This window comes from Polynucleobacter sp. UK-Kesae-W10 (assembly GCF_018881575.1).
GTDB lineage: Bacteria > Pseudomonadota > Gammaproteobacteria > Burkholderiales > Burkholderiaceae > Polynucleobacter.
On the sequence record NZ_JACVQB010000002.1, the window covers coordinates 193,726 to 212,425 of the forward strand.

Annotated in this window: 14 protein-coding genes; 13 read left to right on the forward strand and 1 reads right to left on the reverse strand. The window is 48.3% G+C overall.

Going from position 1 to position 18,700, the window contains the following annotated elements; genetic code table 11:
• Positions 1–9: 9 nt before the first annotated feature.
• The 4 genes from ICN24_RS07335 to ICN24_RS07350 all read left to right on the forward strand — a co-directional run bounded on the left by ICN24_RS07335 (position 10) and on the right by ICN24_RS07350 (position 4,537).
• Complete coding sequence (locus ICN24_RS07335) at positions 10–1,074, forward strand: microcin C ABC transporter permease YejB (protein ID WP_216222702.1); 1,065 nt, start codon at positions 10–12, stop codon at positions 1,072–1,074.
• Positions 1,071–2,096 carry an ABC transporter permease gene (locus ICN24_RS07340; RefSeq protein ID WP_216222538.1) on the forward strand — a complete coding sequence of 342 codons (1,026 nt, stop codon included), beginning with the start codon at positions 1,071–1,073 and terminating at the stop codon, positions 2,094–2,096. Before ICN24_RS07335 ends, ICN24_RS07340 begins: the two co-directional genes overlap by 4 nt.
• Entirely contained in the window at positions 2,093–3,730 is a 1,638-nt protein-coding gene (locus ICN24_RS07345) for an ABC transporter ATP-binding protein (RefSeq protein WP_216222540.1), read from the forward strand. The genes ICN24_RS07340 and ICN24_RS07345 overlap by 4 nt, the downstream gene beginning before the upstream one ends.
• A 147-nt stretch (positions 3,731–3,877) precedes the next feature.
• Positions 3,878–4,537, forward strand: coding sequence for a C40 family peptidase (locus ICN24_RS07350; RefSeq protein WP_216222542.1), 660 nt, complete (start codon positions 3,878–3,880; stop codon positions 4,535–4,537).
• Positions 4,538–4,568: 31 nt separating this feature from the next.
• On the opposite strand, the gene ICN24_RS07355 is transcribed toward ICN24_RS07350, so the two are convergent.
• Complete coding sequence (locus ICN24_RS07355; protein ID WP_370623115.1) at positions 4,569–5,471, reverse strand: patatin-like phospholipase family protein; 903 nt, start codon at positions 5,469–5,471, stop codon at positions 4,569–4,571.
• 169 nt (positions 5,472–5,640) lie between these two features.
• On the opposite strand from ICN24_RS07355, the gene scpB reads away from it, so the two are divergent.
• The 9 genes from scpB (at position 5,641) to ICN24_RS07400 (ending at position 18,692) form a co-directional block, all read left to right on the forward strand.
• Positions 5,641–6,405: an SMC-Scp complex subunit ScpB gene (gene scpB, locus ICN24_RS07360; RefSeq protein ID WP_255532602.1), complete on the forward strand. Its 765-nt coding sequence runs from the start codon at positions 5,641–5,643 to the stop codon at positions 6,403–6,405.
• A 6-nt stretch (positions 6,406–6,411) separates the two neighbouring features.
• The gene (locus tag ICN24_RS07365) at positions 6,412–8,157 is read left to right on the forward strand and encodes a pseudouridine synthase (RefSeq protein ID WP_216222544.1); all 1,746 of its coding nucleotides are present in this window, start codon (positions 6,412–6,414) and stop codon (positions 8,155–8,157) included.
• Positions 8,158–8,329: 172 nt separating this feature from the next.
• On the forward strand, positions 8,330–8,821 hold the full coding sequence (gene rimP, locus ICN24_RS07370; RefSeq protein WP_216222546.1) for a ribosome maturation factor RimP: 492 nt from the start codon (positions 8,330–8,332) through the stop codon (positions 8,819–8,821).
• Entirely contained in the window at positions 8,818–10,299 is a 1,482-nt protein-coding gene (gene nusA / locus ICN24_RS07375; RefSeq protein WP_216222548.1) for a transcription termination factor NusA, read from the forward strand. The genes rimP and nusA overlap by 4 nt, the downstream gene beginning before the upstream one ends.
• A gap of 13 nt (positions 10,300–10,312) precedes the next feature.
• Entirely contained in the window at positions 10,313–13,072 is a 2,760-nt protein-coding gene (gene infB, locus ICN24_RS07380) for a translation initiation factor IF-2 (RefSeq protein ID WP_216222550.1), read from the forward strand.
• A gap of 12 nt (positions 13,073–13,084) precedes the next feature.
• Complete coding sequence (gene rbfA / locus ICN24_RS07385; protein WP_216222552.1) at positions 13,085–13,462, forward strand: 30S ribosome-binding factor RbfA; 378 nt, start codon at positions 13,085–13,087, stop codon at positions 13,460–13,462.
• Positions 13,462–14,373, forward strand: coding sequence for a tRNA pseudouridine(55) synthase TruB (gene truB, locus ICN24_RS07390; RefSeq protein ID WP_216222554.1), 912 nt, complete (start codon positions 13,462–13,464; stop codon positions 14,371–14,373). The genes rbfA and truB overlap by 1 nt, the downstream gene beginning before the upstream one ends.
• Before the next feature lie 37 nt (positions 14,374–14,410).
• Positions 14,411–16,228, forward strand: a complete 1,818-nt coding sequence (gene typA, locus ICN24_RS07395; protein WP_216222569.1) for a translational GTPase TypA — start codon at positions 14,411–14,413, stop codon at positions 16,226–16,228.
• Between the two features lie 109 nt (positions 16,229–16,337).
• On the forward strand, positions 16,338–18,692 hold the full coding sequence (locus ICN24_RS07400) for a Tex family protein (RefSeq protein WP_216222570.1): 2,355 nt from the start codon (positions 16,338–16,340) through the stop codon (positions 18,690–18,692).
• The last annotated feature ends 8 nt before the right edge of the window (positions 18,693–18,700 follow it).

Consider the following 18,700-nt stretch of genomic DNA (forward strand, 5'->3'; position numbering starts at 1 on the left):
CAAGGACAAATGCGCGCCTATATCTTTAAGCGTTTATTGCTCATGATTCCTACCTTGTTAGGCGTCTTGACGCTGACTTTTGCGGTCGTGCAATTTGTTCCCGGTGGTCCTGTTGAGCAGATGGTCTTGGAGCTCAAGGGCAAAGGCGATGCCGCAGTAGGCGGCACGGAATCTTCTGGTGCTGGCGCCACTTATCGTGGGCGCCAGGGTATCGATGCGCAGCGCCTTGAGGAAGTGAAAGCCTTATATGGTTTTGATAAGCCTCCACTGGAGCGTTATTTCATGATGTTGGGTCGTTTTGCGCGCTTTGATTTGGGTGAGAGCTATTACCAGCACGAAAGTGTGTGGCGCTTAGTGGTTTCCAAATTACCGGTATCGATCAGTATTGGTTTGTGGACCTTCTTTATTACCTACTTAGTTTCAATTCCCTTGGGTATTGCCAAGGCGGTACGGGATGGGTCACGCTTTGATGCCGTCACGAGCACCATGATCTTGGTGGGCTACGCTATTCCTGGTTTTGTTTTGGGCGTGCTCTTGCTGGTGCTGTTCGGTGGCGGTAGCTTTCTGCAACTTTTTCCATTGCGAGGGCTGACCTCAGATGATTGGAGTGATCTCAGTCTGATGGGCAAGGTCATGGATTATTTATGGCACTTGGTACTGCCAATTACGGCATCCGTTTTAGGTAGTTTTGCAGTGGTCACCATGCTGACAAAAAACGCTTTTCTAGAAGAGATTCGCAAGCAATACGTCTTAACAGCTCGGGCGAAGGGGCTCACTGAGAAACAAGTACTTTGGAAGCACGTGTTCCGCAATGCGATGTTGCCATTGGTGACTGGCTTTCCTGCGGCGTTTATTGGAGCCTTTTTTACAGGCTCACTGCTAATTGAAACCCTCTTCTCTCTTGATGGGCTTGGCTTGCTCTCGTATGAGTCAGTCATGCGTCGAGATTACCCAGTGGTGTTTGGGACCTTGTATCTCTTTACCTTGATTGGCTTGTTTACCAAGCTCATTTCCGATCTTTGCTACGTCTATGTTGATCCTCGTATTCAGTTTGGAGCAGGGGGTGGATCATGAGTCGTTGGCAGCGCTTTAGAAATAATCGTCGGGGCTATGCCAGCTTATGGATATTCATGATCTTGTTTGGGCTTTCGCTTTGTGCAGAGCTGATTGCCAATGACAAGCCATTAGTAGTGCGCTATGACGGACATTTTTATTTTCCGATTGTGAAAAATTTGCCTGAGACGGTTTTTGGTGGTGACTTTGCCACCCCAACCGATTTTTTAGACCCGGATATTCGTCACAATATAACGAGTGATGGTAACTGGGTGATCTATCCACCCATTACCTATAGTTTTGAAACCCTCAATTATTTCTCGCAGGTTCCTAATCCTGCACCGCCTTCTTGGCAAAACTGGTTAGGCACCGATGACCGGGGAAGGGATGTGCTTTCGCGCCTGATTTATGGCTTTCGGCTCTCTATTTTGTTTGGCTTGGCACTGACGGTAGTTGGCGTGACCGTTGGCATCATTACTGGATCCCTAATGGGATTTTTTGGTGGTAAGTTTGATTTGATTTCACAGCGCCTGATTGAAATCTGGTCAGCCATGCCCGAGCTCTATCTCCTAATTATTTTTGCCTCTATCTTTAATCCGAGCGTGGCCTTACTCATCATCTTGCTCGCTGCTTTTGGCTGGATGGGGCTATCCGATTACGTTCGTGCAGAGTTCTTTCGTAACCGTGCCTTAGAGTATGTGCGTGCAGCACGTGCTTTGGGTTTAACGAACTTACAAATTATGTGGCGCCATATTTTGCCCAATAGTTTGACACCGGTAATTACCTTTTTACCATTTCGTATGAGTGCTGCCATTTTGTCTTTAACTAGCCTGGACTTTTTAGGCTTGGGTGTGCCACCAGGCACACCGAGCTTGGGAGAGCTGCTATCCCAAGGCAAAGGCAATTTAGATGCCTGGTGGATTTCGCTATCAACCTTCGTGGTCTTAGTCACAACACTCCTCTTGCTCACCTTTATGGGTGAAGCCTTACGCGATGCTTTTGATTCACGTAAAGCAGGATTAATGAGCGGAGGTCGCTCATGAGTTTGTTGCGCTATGAAGACTTTTGTATCTCTTTTGGAGCAGGGCGCCGCGAGAAGTTTGCTGTTAATCACCTGGACTTAGAGATTGGAGTGGGTGAGCGTGTGGCTTTGGTGGGTGAATCAGGTTCAGGAAAAACCTTAACTGCACTCGCCCCACTCCGACTCGAGCCTGAGGGTGCAAAAATTTCCGGAAAGATTCTCTGGAATAAAAAGGATGGGCAGGGAACGGTGGACTTGTTGTCCTTGCCAATTGATAGCATCCGAGAAATTCGTGGGCGCGAAATTGCCATGATTTTTCAGGAGCCAATGACTGCGCTCAATCCACTATTCACTATCGGTAATCAAATTATCGAAGCAGTGCAGATTTATCAGCCGCTCATTTCTAAATCGGATTGCGCAGATGCAGCAATAGATCTACTCAGAAAGACGGGTATTACGGAACCGGAGCACCGTTTTTACTCTTACCCTCACCAGTTGTCTGGTGGACAACGTCAGCGCGCGATGATTGCCATGGCTTTAGCGTGCAAGCCACGCTTGCTGATCGCAGATGAACCGACGACCGCCTTGGATGTCAGTTTGCGTTTGCAAATTTTAGAATTACTCAAAGAGCTGCAAGAAGAATCCAAAGATCATGGCGGTATGGGGATCTTACTCATTACGCATGATCTCAATTTGGTGAAACATTTTGCGCAACGCGTAGCTGTATTAAATCAAGGGAACTTGATGGAGGCAGGGCCTACCAAACAAGTATTTGAGCATCCTACTGATCCCTATACTCGCGCATTAGTCAATAGTGAGCCTGTGCGAGAGTTGGCGCCGGTGATGCCTCTGGCTCCAGTCTTATTGAAGACCGACAATTTGTCTGTCGCTTACCCAAGCTCGGAGTCGGTTGCTTGGTTTAAGAAGGCGCCACCACATAAGGTCTTAAAAAAAGTCAGCTTTCAGTTAAAGCAGGGTCAAACTATCGGCGTGATTGGAGAGTCTGGTTCTGGCAAGACCACATTAGGTATGGCGGTGTTGGGTTTGCTTGGCGACTCAGCCGCATTAGTTTCGGGTGACGTAGATATCTTGGGTAAAGATTGGCAGGCTCTCAAGCCGATTGAGCGTCGTGCCATGCGCTCAAGTTTGCAAGTGATCTTTCAGGATCCCTTTGGTTCTTTATCGCCACGCATGAATGTGATGCAAATTATTGCTGAAGGTTTGGATATTCACTATCCAACATTATCGGCAGCAGAGCGTGAATCGCGCGTAGTGGACATGCTCAAAGAAGTTGGTCTGGATCGATCGGCATTGACGCGTTATCCCCATGAGTTTTCTGGTGGACAACGTCAGCGGATCGCGATTGCTCGCGCATTGATTTTGCGTCCTCAAATTCTGGTGCTCGATGAGCCTACCTCAGCATTGGATGTCTCGATCCAAAAACAAGTGCTTGCATTACTTTCCGAGCTGCAAAAGAAATACAACTTGGCCTATCTGATGATCAGCCATGATTTGGCAGTCATTCGCGCCATGTCGCACGAGATGATGGTTCTAAAGGAGGGCAGGGTTATGGAGTTTGGGGATACCGAAACCATGATTGCCCACCCAAAGCAGGTTTACACCAAGGAATTGTTCGCCGCAGCTGAGCTGACTTAGTCCCCCAATAAAATTTGGACCCATGGGCTAATTTGGTGCATCCGAAGTAGAAATAATGCACTAAAAAACAAAAATACCAATAAAAACAGTCATTTAAGGGTAGTTCTTAAACTTGGTTAAATAAAGGTTCTTTGTTAAACTGACTAGATGTCATTGAAAAAAGCACTCCTTTCGCAAGTCCTGGGTCTCGCCCTAGGTTTGGCGAGCTCTTTTTCTGCTTTTGCAGTGGATGCAACTGCATCAGTGGAGGCTCCAGCAGTCGCTGAGACAGTCGTTCCCAAAGAGAGCATGTTCCAGGCTGGAAGAGCCTACATCGCTAAGGTGTCTGATCGCTTTGCTGACACCGTCACAGGTAAGTCTGAAGAACTGATTAATCGCGCAATGGAAGTGATTGGCGTGCGTTACCGCTGGGATAGTGAACTGCCACAGTCTGGTTTAGATGGCAGCAGCTTTGTGGGCTACGTATTTAAAGACAAGCTTGGATTTTTACTGCCACGCAAGTCAACGCAAATGAGTCGTGTTGGTAAGCCCGTTAATCGCGATGAGCTGCAACCAGGTGATCTCGTATTTTTTAACACCATGCGTTTAACATTTTCGCATGTGGGTATTTACGTTGGCGACAACAAATTCATTCACTCTCCATCCAAGGGCACAAGCGTTCGTGTTGATGATCTAGGAAGCTTGTATTGGGACAAACGTTTTGATGGTGCACGTCGCTTAGACGGCAGTGACAATCTCGACGATTCTGAGCGCCAAGAGTTGCTCAATGAAGTGAAAAATCTCAAGCGTAAATCACGCAGCTTGTAATACCGATATTGCCTCTAGAGCCTTGAGCGCTCTAGCCTTTCAGCTTTTCCTTAATGAGACCCATTTGTTCTTGGGCGGCCACTTCACCAGCTAAGATGGCGGCATTTCGGGATTTGAAATCACCACCACTCATTTGCTTGAGTTGTGGTTGAATCACAATGTCAGCACTCTTTAGCTCATACTGATTAATGCTTCTTTGCATAATCGAAATGGTTTGTTGCAGTACCCCAAACGTACCGCTCGCATCTTGATGCACCGGTTCAGATGAAATATTGACAGCAATTACCAAGGTGGCACCCATTTGTCTGGCATAACTCACCGGTACAGGCGCTACTAAACCGCCATCAACATATTCTTTTCCGCCAATGATGGTGGGTTGAAAAACGCCTGGAACGCTACAAGAGGCGCGGACAGCCTGTCCAGTATTGCCACTGCGAAAGAGAACCCCTTTGCCTGACTGTAATTCTGTTGCCACAATTCCAAGGGGAATACGCATTTGCTCTATCGTTTTGTTTTGCACTTCACGATTGACCATGTTTTGCAGTGCATCCCCTTTAATAAGTCCACCAAAACGGCCGACAAATGGGAGGCCCCAATCGGCAATCGTGGCTTCATCTAAGTTGAGGGCCAATCGATTTAGGTCGTTTCCGCTTGCTCCGGATGCAAGTAGGGCGGCAATGACGCTGCCAGCACTACTGCCAACCACAATGTCTGGGCGAATCCCTTGAGCCTCTAGCGCCTTAATGACGCCCACATGGGCAAAACCTCTGGCTGCGCCAGCGCCCAGGACTAGTCCAACCACAGGTTTCTTAGACCCCATCAGCCCGCAAGAACTTAAACCTCCCGCAGCAAATAAGGTTCCGACGCTCATGCCAAGGCCAAGTAGGCGGCGGCGATCCATAGAAAGAGGGTGTTTTGGTGAAATATCGTGCATGTGGCTATTGTATTGAGCCTACCTTATAATGGCAGGACGGTGAACGAAATGGACTTCGTTGCAGCGCGGATATATCCCCAAACTAGAAATTCAGATGGATTGCCCGTAGTCGCTAGAAAACACCAAAACCCATTACTGAAATACATTTTTTTAAAGCCTACTCAGGAATATGCCTGATAGCCCGACTTTTATGGACGATCACAACAAGCGCGTAATTGAAACAGCCCTCCTGTGCGCGCAGGAGCCACTCACCGTTGCTGACCTGTCTCGTTTATTTGTTGAAGACATCACCACCGCTGACATTGATGAAGCGCTCGTTGAGATTCAGCGTGCCTGGGATGACAGTGGTATGGAGCTGGTGCATATTGCTACTGGCTGGCGTTTCCAGAGCCGTTTATCCATGCGTGAGTACCTTGACCGTTTAACGCCTGAAAAGCCACCGAAATATTCCCGTGCAGTAATGGAAACCTTGGCGATTATTGCCTACCGTCAACCAGTGACCCGTGGTGAGATTGAAGAGATTCGTGGTGTAGCGGTAAGCAGTAATGTCATGAAACAGTTGGAGGATCGTGGTTGGGTAGAAGTCATTGGCCATAAAGATACCGTTGGCCGCCCAGGTTTATATGCCACCACTAAGCAATTTTTAGATGATTTAAGTCTCACGAATTTACAAAGCCTGCCAATCCTAGAGGATGCAGCACCAATGGCTGCGGCTGAGCAATTAGGTCAAGCGGTCATGGAGTTTGATCCAAGTGCAACCGTGGAAACCGTTGTGATTGATGGTGAGCTAGAAGTGGTGGAAGAAGTGGTGGTGGAAGAAACTACCGTTGAGATCACAGAAGAAATCAGTGTTGAAGATGCGCAAGCAGAAGAAGCAGAAGAGACAGAAGAAGTAAGCCCTGAGTCTGATAGCCCATCAGACGAAACAAAATAATGATTAATGACAAGCTCTAACGAAAACGATTCATCCCCGGTAGCACCCCAAGTAACGTCATCCAGTGTTGATGGCGCCAAGCCTGAAGGCGGCGAGCGTGCGCCACGCGAAGATCGTGGCCCGCGTAACCCACGCCGTGCGGGTTCGGGAAAGCACCCCTTTAATAAGAAGCGCCCCTTCAATAAAGATAAGCCACGTCGCGAAGGTACTGAAGGCAATGGTCCCCGTGAGGGTGGCGGTAATCAGGCCAGCAAGTTAGCTCCCAACGCTGCGGATGCGGAGGCATTATTTGCTTCAGTCGTTTCTGGGGAATTTGATGCAGCGCTAGATGCCCCTGAAGTTTTGGAAACCAAAAATCCAGATGGCTTTAATGAAAGCGACATCTCTCATCAAACTGGAGTAGAGCGTCGTGCACAACGTGCTCAGCGTTCACGTGAGGATGAAGATCCAGATGCGCCGACAGAAGAAGAGATGAGTAGTTTGCAGTTTGCAAACGTTGATGATTTGCCGCTCAGTTTGCGCGACGAAGTATGGTCCGACCTTGATGGTTTGGATGATGATGCTGATGATGAAGATACCGTTAAGTTGCATAAGGTATTGGCTGACGTTGGTATGGGATCACGTCGCGATATGGAAGACTTGATTATTCAGGGCCGCGTCTCCGTGAATGGTTTACCGGCGCACATCGGCCAACGGATTGGACCAACAGATCAAGTGCGCATCAATGGCAAGCCAGTTCATCGCAAGATTCAGACTAAGCCGCCCCGCGTCATCATGTATCACAAGCCTGCTGGAGAGATCGTCAGCCAGTCTGATCCCGAGGGTCGCCCAACCGTATTTGATCGTTTGCCAAAGCCACGTCAAGGACGTTGGATTGCAGTAGGTCGCTTAGACTTTAATACCGAAGGCCTCTTGTTATTCACCACTTCTGGTGAGTTAGCAAATCGCTTGATGCATCCACGCTACGGCGTCGAGCGTGAATACGCTGTGCGTATTTTGGGTGAGTTGAGTCAAGAAAACACTGCGCAGTTAAAGAGCGGCATTACGCTCGATGATGGACAAGCCAAATTCTTACGTCTTGCCATGGGTGGTGGTGACGGTGCCAACCGTTGGTATCACGTTGCATTAACTGAAGGTCGTAACCGTGAAGTACGCCGCATGTTTGAAGCGGTAGGTCACACGGTATCGCGCCTGATTCGTACTCGCTACGGCATTTTCTTATTGCCCCCACGCTTGAGACGTGGAAAGTGGGAAGAGATTGAGGCTGGTGGCATTTACAACTTGATGAAGTTTGCGGGCTTAAAAATGCCGCAACCGCAAGATAAGGGTCGCAATCCAAACGCAGGCGGCCAGAGTCGCAATCCTGCTGGTGCTGATTTCCAGCCAGATCCAATGCAGACCTCAGTGTCTTACTGGGGGTCGCGTGATGCACTGACCTTAGCCAGTGGACATAATGGCCTCACCCATCAGGGAAGAGGCGGTAAACCTGGTGGCGGCGGTGGCTCCGGAGAGGGTCGCGGACCTTTCCGAGGTCGCACCCAAGGCGGCAGACCGGGACAAGGCGGCCAAGGTGGGCAGGGCGGTCAGGGTCAAAATCGCAATAAAGGCAAAAAAGTCCATCATGGGCAGTCTGCTTTTGTGTCAGGAAGCCCTCAAACCCCTGGAAATGGACCTAAACGCAGCGCCCCAAAAGGGCGTAAACCCTTCAACAAAGGGCCTCGAAAACCCCGAAATCCAGGCGAAAGCTTCTGATTTCTAACAGTTTTCTCTAAAAATCAGCTATAATTTTGGTCTTGCAGTACAAACATACTGCAAGTGTTGTTACCGACTGATGTTGCGATCAACGTAAGTCGGCCTGTTCTGAATTTCGAGAATATGGGCTTCAAAGCCCATTTTTTTTTGCTTTTTTTGTTTGAAGGGTGTCGTGAAAGATCAAAAGATCATCGCTGCAGAGTTAGAAAACTTGGGTTACACGCTAGTAGATATTGAGCGTGAAGCTGGAGGTTTGCTGCGCGTCACGATTGAAAACCCGGATTACGAGCGTTTGATTACGGTTTTAGATTGCGAAAAAGTAAGCCATCAATTGAGCTACACCTTGCCAGTCGAAAACATTCCGTATGAACGTTTAGAGATTTCTTCTCCAGGCCTCGATCGCCCTGTAAAAACGGCGCAAGATTTTGAGCGTTTTTCTGGAATGGAAGTGGATTTGAAGTTGCGTGTTGCCGTTGGTAATCGTAAGAATTTTCGTGGTGTGTTGCAAGGTTTGCTGACTGGTGAGTTGGATTCGCCTGATGCTAAATTTGGTTTGGTGTTCGAGGGTGCTGATGGTCAGCCCTCTCAATTGGAGTTTTCTTTAGCCGAGGTCGATAAGACTCGGTTGGTCCCTGTTATTGATTTCAAAGGAAGAAAGTCATGAGCCGAGAAGTTCTCATGTTGGCAGACGCCCTAGCGCGTGAAAAGAACGTTGATCAAGCTATTGTGTTCGAGGCGCTCGAAATGGCGCTGGCATCGGCCACTAAGAAGCGTTATGCAACTGAAGATGTGGATATTCGTGTATCGATTGACCGTGAGTCAGGCGAGTACGAGACCTTCCGCCGCTGGTTGGTTGTTCCAGATGAGGCAGGATTGCAAGAGCCGGATAAAGAGATTCTGCAGTTTGAAGCCAAAGAGCAAATTCCAGACATAGAAGTAGGCGACTACATCGAAGAGCAGATCGAATCTTTGGCTTTTGGCCGTATTGGCGCACAAGCTGCTAAGCAAGTGATCTTGCAACGCATTCGTGATGCCGAGCGCGAGCAAATTTTGAACGATTACTTAGAGCGTGGCGAAAAAGTCATGACCGGTACTGTGAAGCGTGCTGATAAGAATGGTTTGATTATCGAATCTGGTCGTGTTGAAGCATTGTTACGTCGCGATCAAATGATTCCAAAAGAGAACTTACGTTCTGGTGACCGCGTACGCGCCTACATCCTCAAAGTGGATCGTGAAGCCCGTGGCCCACAGATTGAACTTTCTCGTACTTGCCCAGAATTTTTAATCAAGTTGTTTGAGAACGAAGTTCCTGAGATGGAGCAGGGCTTGCTAGAGATTAAGGGCGCAGCCCGTGATCCTGGTATCCGCGCAAAGATCGCGGTTGTTACTTATGACAAGCGTATTGACCCAATCGGCACTTGCGTTGGTGTTCGTGGTACTCGCGTTACAGCGGTTCGCAACGAAGTCGCTGGTGAAGCAGTAGATATTGTGTTGTGGTCTGAAGATCCAGCGCAGTTTGTGATTGGCGCCTTGGCTCCAGCACAAGTATCTTCCATCGTGGTTGACGAAGAGCGTCATGCGATGGACGTGGTTGTTGATGAAGAAAACCTTGCGATCGCGATTGGCCGTAGCGGACAGAACGTCCGTTTGGCAAGCGATTTGACTGGCTGGCAAATCAACATCATGACTCCTGAAGAGTCTGCTGAAAAAACTGAAAAAGAAGCTTCTTCTGTACGTCAATTGTTCATGGACAAGTTGGACGTAGACCAGGAAGTCGCTGATATTTTGATTGAAGAAGGTTTCAATACCTTGGAAGAAGTGGCTTATGTGCCATTGTCTGAAATGTTAGAAATCGATTCATTTGATGAAGATACTGTGAATGAGTTGCGTACCCGCGCTCGTGATTCTTTGTTAACGATGGAGTTAGCAAAAGAAGAGCGTATTGGCGAGGTTTCACAAGACTTACGCTCCTTAGAAGGAATGACCACAGAGTTGATTGCCAAGCTTGCTGACAATCAAGTACATACCCGTGACGACCTGGCAGAACTAGCTGTTGATGAGCTGGTTGAGGCGACACAAATTGACGAAGAAACTGCGAAAACGCTCATCATGAAAGCGCGCGAACATTGGTTTACTTCATGAGAGGAAGTAGTGCATGGCAACAACAGTAAAAGTACTCGCTAAAGAATTAAAACGTACCGCGCCAGACCTCTTGGAGCAGTTAAAGGCGGCCGGTATTGAAAAAGGTTCTGAGGACGACAGCATTACCGAAAAGGACAAAACTGTCCTGCTCGAGCATTTGCAAAAAGCGCATGGTAATGCGGATGCGGGCGCTCGCAAAAAGATTACTTTAATCAAGCGCGAGAGCTCTGAAATTCGTCAGGCTGATTCTGCTGGGCGTACGCGTACCGTGCAGGTTGAAGTGCGTAAAAAGCGTGTGCTCGTTAAGGCGGGAGATAAAGCGCTTGAAGAGACGCCGGCAGCGCCAGCAAAAGAAGTGGCACCTGCTGCTCCAGCTAAACCCATTCTTTCTGAGGAAGAGTTAGAAAAGCGTGCAGCTGAGGCAACACGTCAAGCTGAGTTATTAGCGCGCCAAGAAGCAGAAATGAAGGCGGCTGAAGAGGCTCGCCAAAAAGAAGTGGCCGCCCCTGTCGCAGAGAAAGAAGTGAAAGTTGCTGACGAAGCTCCGGATGCTGCTGCAGCTGCTGCTGAGAAAAAAGCGCAAGCTGATAAAGCGGCTAAGGATTTGGCTGCAAGCAAAGAAAAAGAGTTGGCTGATATTCGTGTTCGCCGTGCTGCTGCTGAAGCAGAAGCATTGGCTATCCGCGACATGATGAGTGCGCCTGCTCGGGTTCTCAAAGCGCCAAGCGAAATTGCTGCTGAAGAAGCCAAAAAAGGTACTTTGCATAAGCCTGCTAAGGTCGAAGGTGCAGACGATAAGAAAAAGGCCGCCGTTAAAGTTGGTGGCAAAACCATTAAGTCTTCTGAGACATCCTCTACTTGGCAAGAAGAAGGCGCCAAGAAACCGGGCGGCCTCAAGACTCGCGGTGATTCCTCTGGTGGCGTAGGTGGTTGGCGTTCTGGCGGTGGCCGTAAAAAGCAACGTCAAATTGCTGAAGCTAACGTAGACACCAACTTCCAAGTTCCTACTGAGCCAGTAGTGCGCGATGTTCATGTTCCTGAAACCATTACGGTTGCTGAGCTTGCCCATGCGATGGCGGTGAAGAGTGCAGAAGTGATTAAGTTATTGATGGGCATGGGTCAGATGGTCACCATCAACCAAGTGCTTGATCAAGATACTGCCATGATCATTGTCGAAGAGATGGGTCATAAAGCCCATGCTGCGAAATTGGATGATCCAGATTTAGATTTGGGTACAGATGGTCATGATGCTGAGTTGTTGCCACGTCCTCCGGTAGTGACGGTGATGGGTCACGTTGACCACGGTAAAACTTCTTTGCTCGATAAGATTCGTGCAGCAAAAGTAGCTACTGGCGAAGCTGGTGGTATTACTCAGCACATCGGTGCATACCACGTAGAAACACCACGCGGCATGATTACCTTCTTAGATACTCCGGGTCACGAAGCGTTTACCGCAATGCGTGCGCGCGGTGCTAAGGCAACCGATATCGTGATCTTGGTTGTTGCTGCAGATGATGGCGTGATGCCGCAAACCAAAGAAGCGATTCACCATGCGATTGCTGGTGGCGTTCCCTTGGTTGTAGCAATCAACAAGATTGATAAACCTGAAGCTAATCCAGAGCGCGTAAAAACTGAGCTGGTAGCCGAGCAAGTGGTGCCTGAAGAGTACGGTGGCGATGTGCCATTTATTCCAGTCTCTGCTAAATCGGGCGAGGGTATTGATGCTTTGTTAGAGAACGTGCTCTTGCAGGCGGAGATCCTCGAACTCAAGGCTCCTAAAGATGCTCCAGCACAAGGCTTGGTGATTGAGGCCCGTCTTGATAAAGGTAAGGGTCCAGTGGCGACTGTTTTGGTTCAGTCCGGTACGCTGAAGCGTGGCGACATGTTGTTGGCTGGCTCAACCTTCGGTCGTGTGCGCGCCATGATGGATGAAAACGGTAAGCCATGTAATCAAGCGGGTCCTTCTATTCCGGTAGAGATTCAAGGTTTGGCAGAAGTGCCGGCCGCTGGTGAGTCTGTTCAAGTAGTTCCAGATGAGCGCAAGGCTCGCGAGATCGCTTTATTCCGTCAAGGCAAGTTCCGTGATGTGAAGTTGGCGAAACAGCAAGCAGTCAAGCTTGAAACTATGATGGAAAATATGGGCGAAGGCGCGATCGAAGCCAAGTTGTTGCCATTAATCATCAAGGCAGATGTACAGGGTTCTCAAGAGGCCTTGTCACAATCATTGATGAAGCTATCTACCCCAGAGGTGAAGGTGCAAATCGTTCACGCTGCAGTTGGTGGCATTACTGAGACCGATGTGAACTTGGCGGTTGCTTCTAAGGCCGTGATTATTGGCTTTAACTCCCGTGCAGATGCTGCAGCTCGTAAGCTGGCAGAAAACAATGGTGTAGATATTCGATATCACAACATTATTTATGACGCGGTAGATGAAGTGAAGTTAGCCTTGAGCGGCATGTTGACTCCAGATAAGAAAGAAGAAGTCACTGGCTTGGTCGAAATTCGTCAAGTCTTCTTGGTATCCAAAGTTGGCGCAATTGCTGGTTGCTTGGTGGTTGACGGCATCGTCAAACGCACTTCAAGCGTCCGCCTCTTGCGTGACAATGTGGTTGTCTGGACGGGTGAATTGGATTCTCTTAAGCGCTTCAAAGATGACGCTAAAGAAGTTCGTGCCGGTGTTGAGTGCGGACTGTCATTAAAAGGCTACAACGATATTAAAGAGGGTGATCAACTCGAAGTGTTTGAAGTTACCGAAGTTGCTCGTTCACTGTAAGTCGTAGTCCATATGCATAAAACCAGCCCGCATCGTAACCAGCGTCTCGCCGATCAAATTCAGCGAGACCTGGCCGAGCTTATTCCTCGCGAATTACGCAGCTCCAGCTTGGGTTTGATTACCTTACAAAGTATTGAACTTTCGCCGGACTTAGCGCATGCCAAAGTATTCTTTACTGTTTTGGGTGCTGAGCCTGAGCATGCATTAAAGGCGCTTCAGGAAAAAGCAGGCTACTTACACTCTCTTTTGTTTAAGCGTTTGCATATTCATACTGTGCCAACCTTGCATTTTCACTATGACAGCTCAGTAGAGCATGGTATTGAAATGTCCCGATTGATTGATCAAGCAGTCGATAGCGATCGCAGCGATCCAGCGGACGAGACTAAATAATGTCTAATCGTATCGACGGCGTGGTATTGCTGGATAAACCTATGGGTATGAGTTCTCAAGGTGCGGTCACAGCCGTCAAACGCGCATTTAATGCTGATAAAGCAGGCCATACCGGTACGCTTGATCCGATGGCCACAGGCTTATTGCCAATCTGCCTGGGCGAGGCTACTAAATATTCTCAAGATTTGCTAGAGGCTGACAAAACCTACGTTGCCCAAGTGAAGTTCGGTTCTCGTACCGATACTGGCGATGCTGAAGGTCTCACGATCGAAGAATTACCATTACCAAATTTTGAAAATGCGGATGCTATTCAAAAAGCGTTGGATGCACTGTTACCAAAATTTACCGGCGCCATTGCTCAAGTGCCACCGATGTATTCAGCGCTAAAGCGTGATGGCAAGCCGTTATATGAATATGCTCGTGCTGGCGTGGAATTGGAGCGTACTCCCCGTGAGATTTCGATCCATAAAATTCGCTGGACTAATATCCAGTGGCCCGAAGCTACTTTAGAAGTGACCTGTAGCAAAGGTACCTATATTCGTGTGCTTGCTGAAGATTTGGGTAACGCCTTAGGTTGCGGTGCTCATTTAGTGGGCTTGCGTAGAACAGAAGTAGGGCACTTAACCCTGGAGCAGTCTTTTACGCTGGATTCTATTCAAAAAGGCTTACTTGATAGCTCTAGCTATATTCTGCCAGTGGATGCGTTGTTGCAGACCTTGCCGCATCTCACGGTCGACGAGCAGCAAGCCAAGCGCCTAGAAATGGGCCAGCGAGTTCCACTGAACTTACCTTCTATCGAGGCATTAGTACGAATTTATCGTGCTACTGCTGCTCCACATAACTTTATTGGAACTGCGGATTGGCGTTCTGGGGTATTACACCCAAAGCGCTTGATTTCGCAGGCGTCTTAACAACCCTTTTATTTATCTTTAACTTTAGAAGCTTCACATGACTAAACGCGCACTTCGTAACATCGCCATCATCGCCCACGTTGACCACGGTAAAACTACTTTGGTTGACCAACTCTTGCGCCAATCCGGCACATTCCGCTCCAATGAAAAAATGACCGAACGTGTCATGGACTCAAACGACTTGGAAAAAGAGCGCGGCATTACCATTTTGTCCAAGAACTGTGCTGTTGAATATGACGGTACACACATCAACATCGTTGATACTCCAGGACACGCGGACTTCGGTGGTGAAGTAGAGCGCGTACTCTCCATGGTTGATGGCGTATTGCTCTTGGTAGATGCGGTCGAAGGCCCAATGCCACAAACTCGCTTCGTAACCAAGAAGGCGCTTGCTTTAGGCTTGAAGCCAATCGTGGTGATCAACAAGGTTGACCGCCCAGGTGCACGTACCGATTACGTAATTAACGCTACTTTTGAATTGTTTGATAAATTGGGCGCTACAGAAGAGCAGTTGGATTTCCCAGTGGTCTACGCATCTGGCTTGAATGGCTATGCTGGTATGACTGATGATGTGCGTGAAGGTGATATGCGTCCATTATTTGATACTGTGCTCAAGCACGTTCCAGTGCGTGACGACAATCCAGAAGGTCCATTGCAGTTGCAAATTACCTCGATTGAATACAGCACATACGTCGGCAAGATCGGTGTTGGCCGTATCAACCGCGGTACTGTAAAGCCGGGCATGGATGTGGTCTTTATGGATGGTCCAGATGGTACGCAACGTAAAGGCCGTATTAATCAGGTATTGAAATTCCGTGGCCTAGAGCGTGAGTTGGTTGATGAAGCGCAAGCAGGCGACATCGTTCTCGTTAACGGTATTGAAGATTTAGCAATTGGCACAACGATTTGTGCTCCAGATACTCCTGAGGCATTGCCAATGCTCAAAATTGATGAGCCAACCTTGACCATGAACTTCATGGTGAACACCAGCCCATTGGCAGGTCGTGAAGGTAAGTTTGTGACTAGCCGTCAGATTCGCGAGCGTTTAGATCGTGAATTGAAATCTAATATGGCCTTGCGCGTTAAAGATACGGACGATGACACTGTGTTTGAAGTATCTGGCCGTGGCGAATTGCACCTCACCATCTTGGTTGAGACGATGCGTCGTGAAGGTTATGAATTGGCAGTTTCCCGTCCTCGTGTGGTATTCCACGAAGAAGATGGTGTGAAGATGGAGCCGTACGAGAACTTAACAGTTGACGTTGAAGACACTACTCAAGGTGCTGTGATGGAGGACTTGGGTAAGCGTAAGGGTGAATTACTTGATATGGTGAGCGATGGTAAAGGTCGTACTCGTCTCGAGTACCGCATTCCCGCACGTGGCTTGATCGGCTTCCAAGGCGACTTTATGACCATGACTCGCGGTAATGGTTTGATGAGCCACACCTTTGATTCTTATGCACCAGCAAAAGACGGCATTTTGGGTGAGCGTCACAACGGCGTATTGATTAGTCAAGACGATGGCGAAGCAGTTGCTTACGCATTGTGGAAATTGCAAGACCGTGGTCGTATGTTTGTGAGCCCTGGCGATCCTTTGTATGAAGGTATGGTCATTGGTATTCATAGTCGTGATAACGACTTGGTTGTGAACCCAATTAAGGGTAAGCAATTAACCAACGTTCGTGCCTCGGGTACTGACGAAGCAGTGCGTTTGGTTACACCGATCGCAATGAACTTAGAGTACGCAGTAGAGTTTATTGATGATGATGAATTGGTTGAGGTAACACCAAAGAGCATTCGTATTCGTAAGCGCTATCTCAAGGAGCATGAGCGTAAGAAAGCTTCACGCGAGTAAGTAGACTCAAGCTTCAATACAAAAGTCACCTCCGGGTGGCTTTTGTTCTTCAGTCAGTGCCGATATTCCAAAAATAGAAACATAATTCAGTTTTAGAAAAAGTAAATACATGCTGCCATCGATTGAACAACGTCTTGCCCAAGAACTTTCTGCCAAACCCAATCAAGTCGCTGCAGCGGTAGCCTTGCTAGACGAAGGCGCCACTGTACCGTTTATTGCCCGCTACCGTAAAGAAGCAACAGGTGGTCTTGATGATGCGCAATTGCGCCTCTTAGAGGAGCGCTTAAGCTATTTAAGAGAGCTCGAAGAGCGTCGCAAGACTATCGTGGCCTCAATTGAAGAGCAGGGGAAGATGACTCCCGAATTGCTCAAAGCAATTTTGTTGGCCGAAGATAAAACACGCCTAGAAGATCTATACCTGCCATATAAACCTAAGCGAAGAACCAAAGCCCAGATTGCGCTTGAGGCTGGTTTGGAGTCATTGGCCAATGACTTGTTGGCTAATCCCAGTCTAGACCCAGAGGTCGAGGCAGCTAAATATATCAAGCCTGCTTTTAAGATCGAAGAAACTGAGAACCCAGGTGTACCCGATACCAAAGCAGCGCTGGAAGGTGCGCGTCAAATTCTGATGGAGCGTTTTGCAGAAGATGCTGCCTTGGTTCAGTCACTTCGAACTTACCTGCAAGATCATGGCGTTGTGGAATCGAAGGTCATTGCAGGCAAAGAGCAAGAGGGTGAGAAGTTTGCCGATTATTTTGATTATTCAGAGTCTATCAAGACGGTTCCCTCCCATCGCGCGTTGGCGCTCTTTAGAGGTCGTCGTGAACAAGCATTAATGGTCAGTCTGCGCTTGGATTCTGAAGAGGAGAAACCAAAGTGGGATGCACCACACAATCCCTGTGAAATGCGGATTGCTAATCATTTTAAGATTAAGAATGAAGGTCGCAAGGCTGATGCATGGCTTTCTGATACCGTCCGCTGGACCTGGCGCATCAAATGCTCGCTCCACTTGGAGACTGAGTTGATGACAGCATTGCGTGAGCGCTCGGAAACTGAGGCGATTAATGTCTTTGCCCGCAATCTCAAAGACCTACTCTTGGCGGCACCAGCCGGCCCAAGAGTTACTATTGGATTGGACCCTGGTATGCGTACCGGTGTGAAGGTTGCAGTAGTGGATGAAACCGGAAAAGTAGTCGATACCGACGTGATCTATCCGCACCAACCAAAAAATGATTGGACTGGCTCCCTTGTCACGTTGGCTAAATTGGCTGAGAAACACAAGGCGACCTTAATTTCCATCGGTAACGGTACCGCTTCGCGTGAAACCGATAAATTGGCGCAAGATTTGATTAAGGCGAAACCCGAATTGGGTCTTACCAAGATCGTCGTTTCAGAAGCGGGTGCTTCGGTCTACTCTGCTTCAGAATATGCATCAAAAGAATTGCCTGGCATGGATGTGTCTTTGCGCGGTGCAGTATCAATCGCCAGAAGATTGCAGGATCCATTAGCAGAATTAGTCAAGATTGATCCAAAATCGATTGGAGTCGGTCAATATCAGCATGATGTGATGCAAACCCAATTGGCTAAATCCCTGGTGGCTGTAGTAGAGGATTGCGTGAATGCGGTAGGGGTAGATGTAAACACTGCCTCTGCACCATTACTGGCAAGAGTTTCTGGTTTATCTAGCACGGTAGCGGAAGGCATTGTTGCCTATCGCGATAGTAAGGGTGCCTTTAAGTCCAGAATGGACCTAAAGAGTGTGCCCCGCCTGGGCGACAAGACCTTTGAGCAGGCAGCAGGTTTCTTGCGCATCATGAATGGTCAAGATCCATTGGATGCATCCGCTGTTCATCCCGAATCCTATCCATTGGTTGAGAAAATTCTGAAAGACATCAAGAAGGGCGTCAAAGAGGTGATCGGTGATGCGAGTCTCTTAAAGTCTTTGTCACCAGAGAAATATGCAGATGGTCAGTTTGGTGTACCGACTGTCACAGACATTCTTAAGGAATTAGAAAAGCCTGGTCGCGATCCACGCCCAGAATTTACAACGGCCACCTTTAAAGAGGGGGTGGAAAAAATCAGCGACCTGAAGGTTGAGATGATTCTAGAGGGTGTAGTAACAAACGTTGCAGCCTTTGGCGCATTTGTAGATATTGGCGTTCATCAGGATGGTCTGGTGCATATCTCCGCACTTTCCAATACCTTTGTAAAAGACCCGCATACGGTTGTTAAAGCTGGGCAAGTGGTTAAGGTGAAGGTATTGGAAGTGGATGAACAGCGCAAACGAATTGCTTTAACTATGCGCCTATCAGATGAGGCACCTAAAGCTGGGACCAAGCCAGAGCAAAAAGCCCCAAATCATCGCCCTAGATCAACTGAGGCTAGAAAGCCCCAAGATGATAGAAGACAGGCTGCTCCTATGAATAATGCAATGGCGATGGCTTTGGCTAAGCTCAAGAAGTAAGATGAGTT

Excerpts from the sequence above, each read along its gene's own strand:
- infB (WP_216222550.1), top strand. The coding sequence starts at position 10,313 with ATGGCAACAACAGTAAAAGTACTCGCTAAAGAATTAAAACGTACCGCG.
- nusA (WP_216222548.1), top strand. The coding sequence starts at position 8,818 with ATGAGCCGAGAAGTTCTCATGTTGGCAGACGCCCTAGCGCGTGAAAAG.
- ICN24_RS07355 (WP_370623115.1), bottom strand. The coding sequence starts at position 5,471 with ATGCACGATATTTCACCAAAACACCCTCTTTCTATGGATCGCCGCCGC.
- ICN24_RS07340 (WP_216222538.1), top strand. The coding sequence starts at position 1,071 with ATGAGTCGTTGGCAGCGCTTTAGAAATAATCGTCGGGGCTATGCCAGC.
- typA (WP_216222569.1), top strand. The coding sequence starts at position 14,411 with ATGACTAAACGCGCACTTCGTAACATCGCCATCATCGCCCACGTTGAC.
- ICN24_RS07365 (WP_216222544.1), top strand. The coding sequence starts at position 6,412 with ATGACAAGCTCTAACGAAAACGATTCATCCCCGGTAGCACCCCAAGTA.
- ICN24_RS07335 (WP_216222702.1), top strand. The coding sequence starts at position 10 with ATGCGCGCCTATATCTTTAAGCGTTTATTGCTCATGATTCCTACCTTG.
- truB (WP_216222554.1), top strand. The coding sequence starts at position 13,462 with ATGTCTAATCGTATCGACGGCGTGGTATTGCTGGATAAACCTATGGGT.
- ICN24_RS07350 (WP_216222542.1), top strand. The coding sequence starts at position 3,878 with ATGTCATTGAAAAAAGCACTCCTTTCGCAAGTCCTGGGTCTCGCCCTA.
- ICN24_RS07400 (WP_216222570.1), top strand. The coding sequence starts at position 16,338 with ATGCTGCCATCGATTGAACAACGTCTTGCCCAAGAACTTTCTGCCAAA.
- ICN24_RS07345 (WP_216222540.1), top strand. The coding sequence starts at position 2,093 with ATGAGTTTGTTGCGCTATGAAGACTTTTGTATCTCTTTTGGAGCAGGG.
- scpB (WP_255532602.1), top strand. The coding sequence starts at position 5,641 with ATGCCTGATAGCCCGACTTTTATGGACGATCACAACAAGCGCGTAATT.
- rbfA (WP_216222552.1), top strand. The coding sequence starts at position 13,085 with ATGCATAAAACCAGCCCGCATCGTAACCAGCGTCTCGCCGATCAAATT.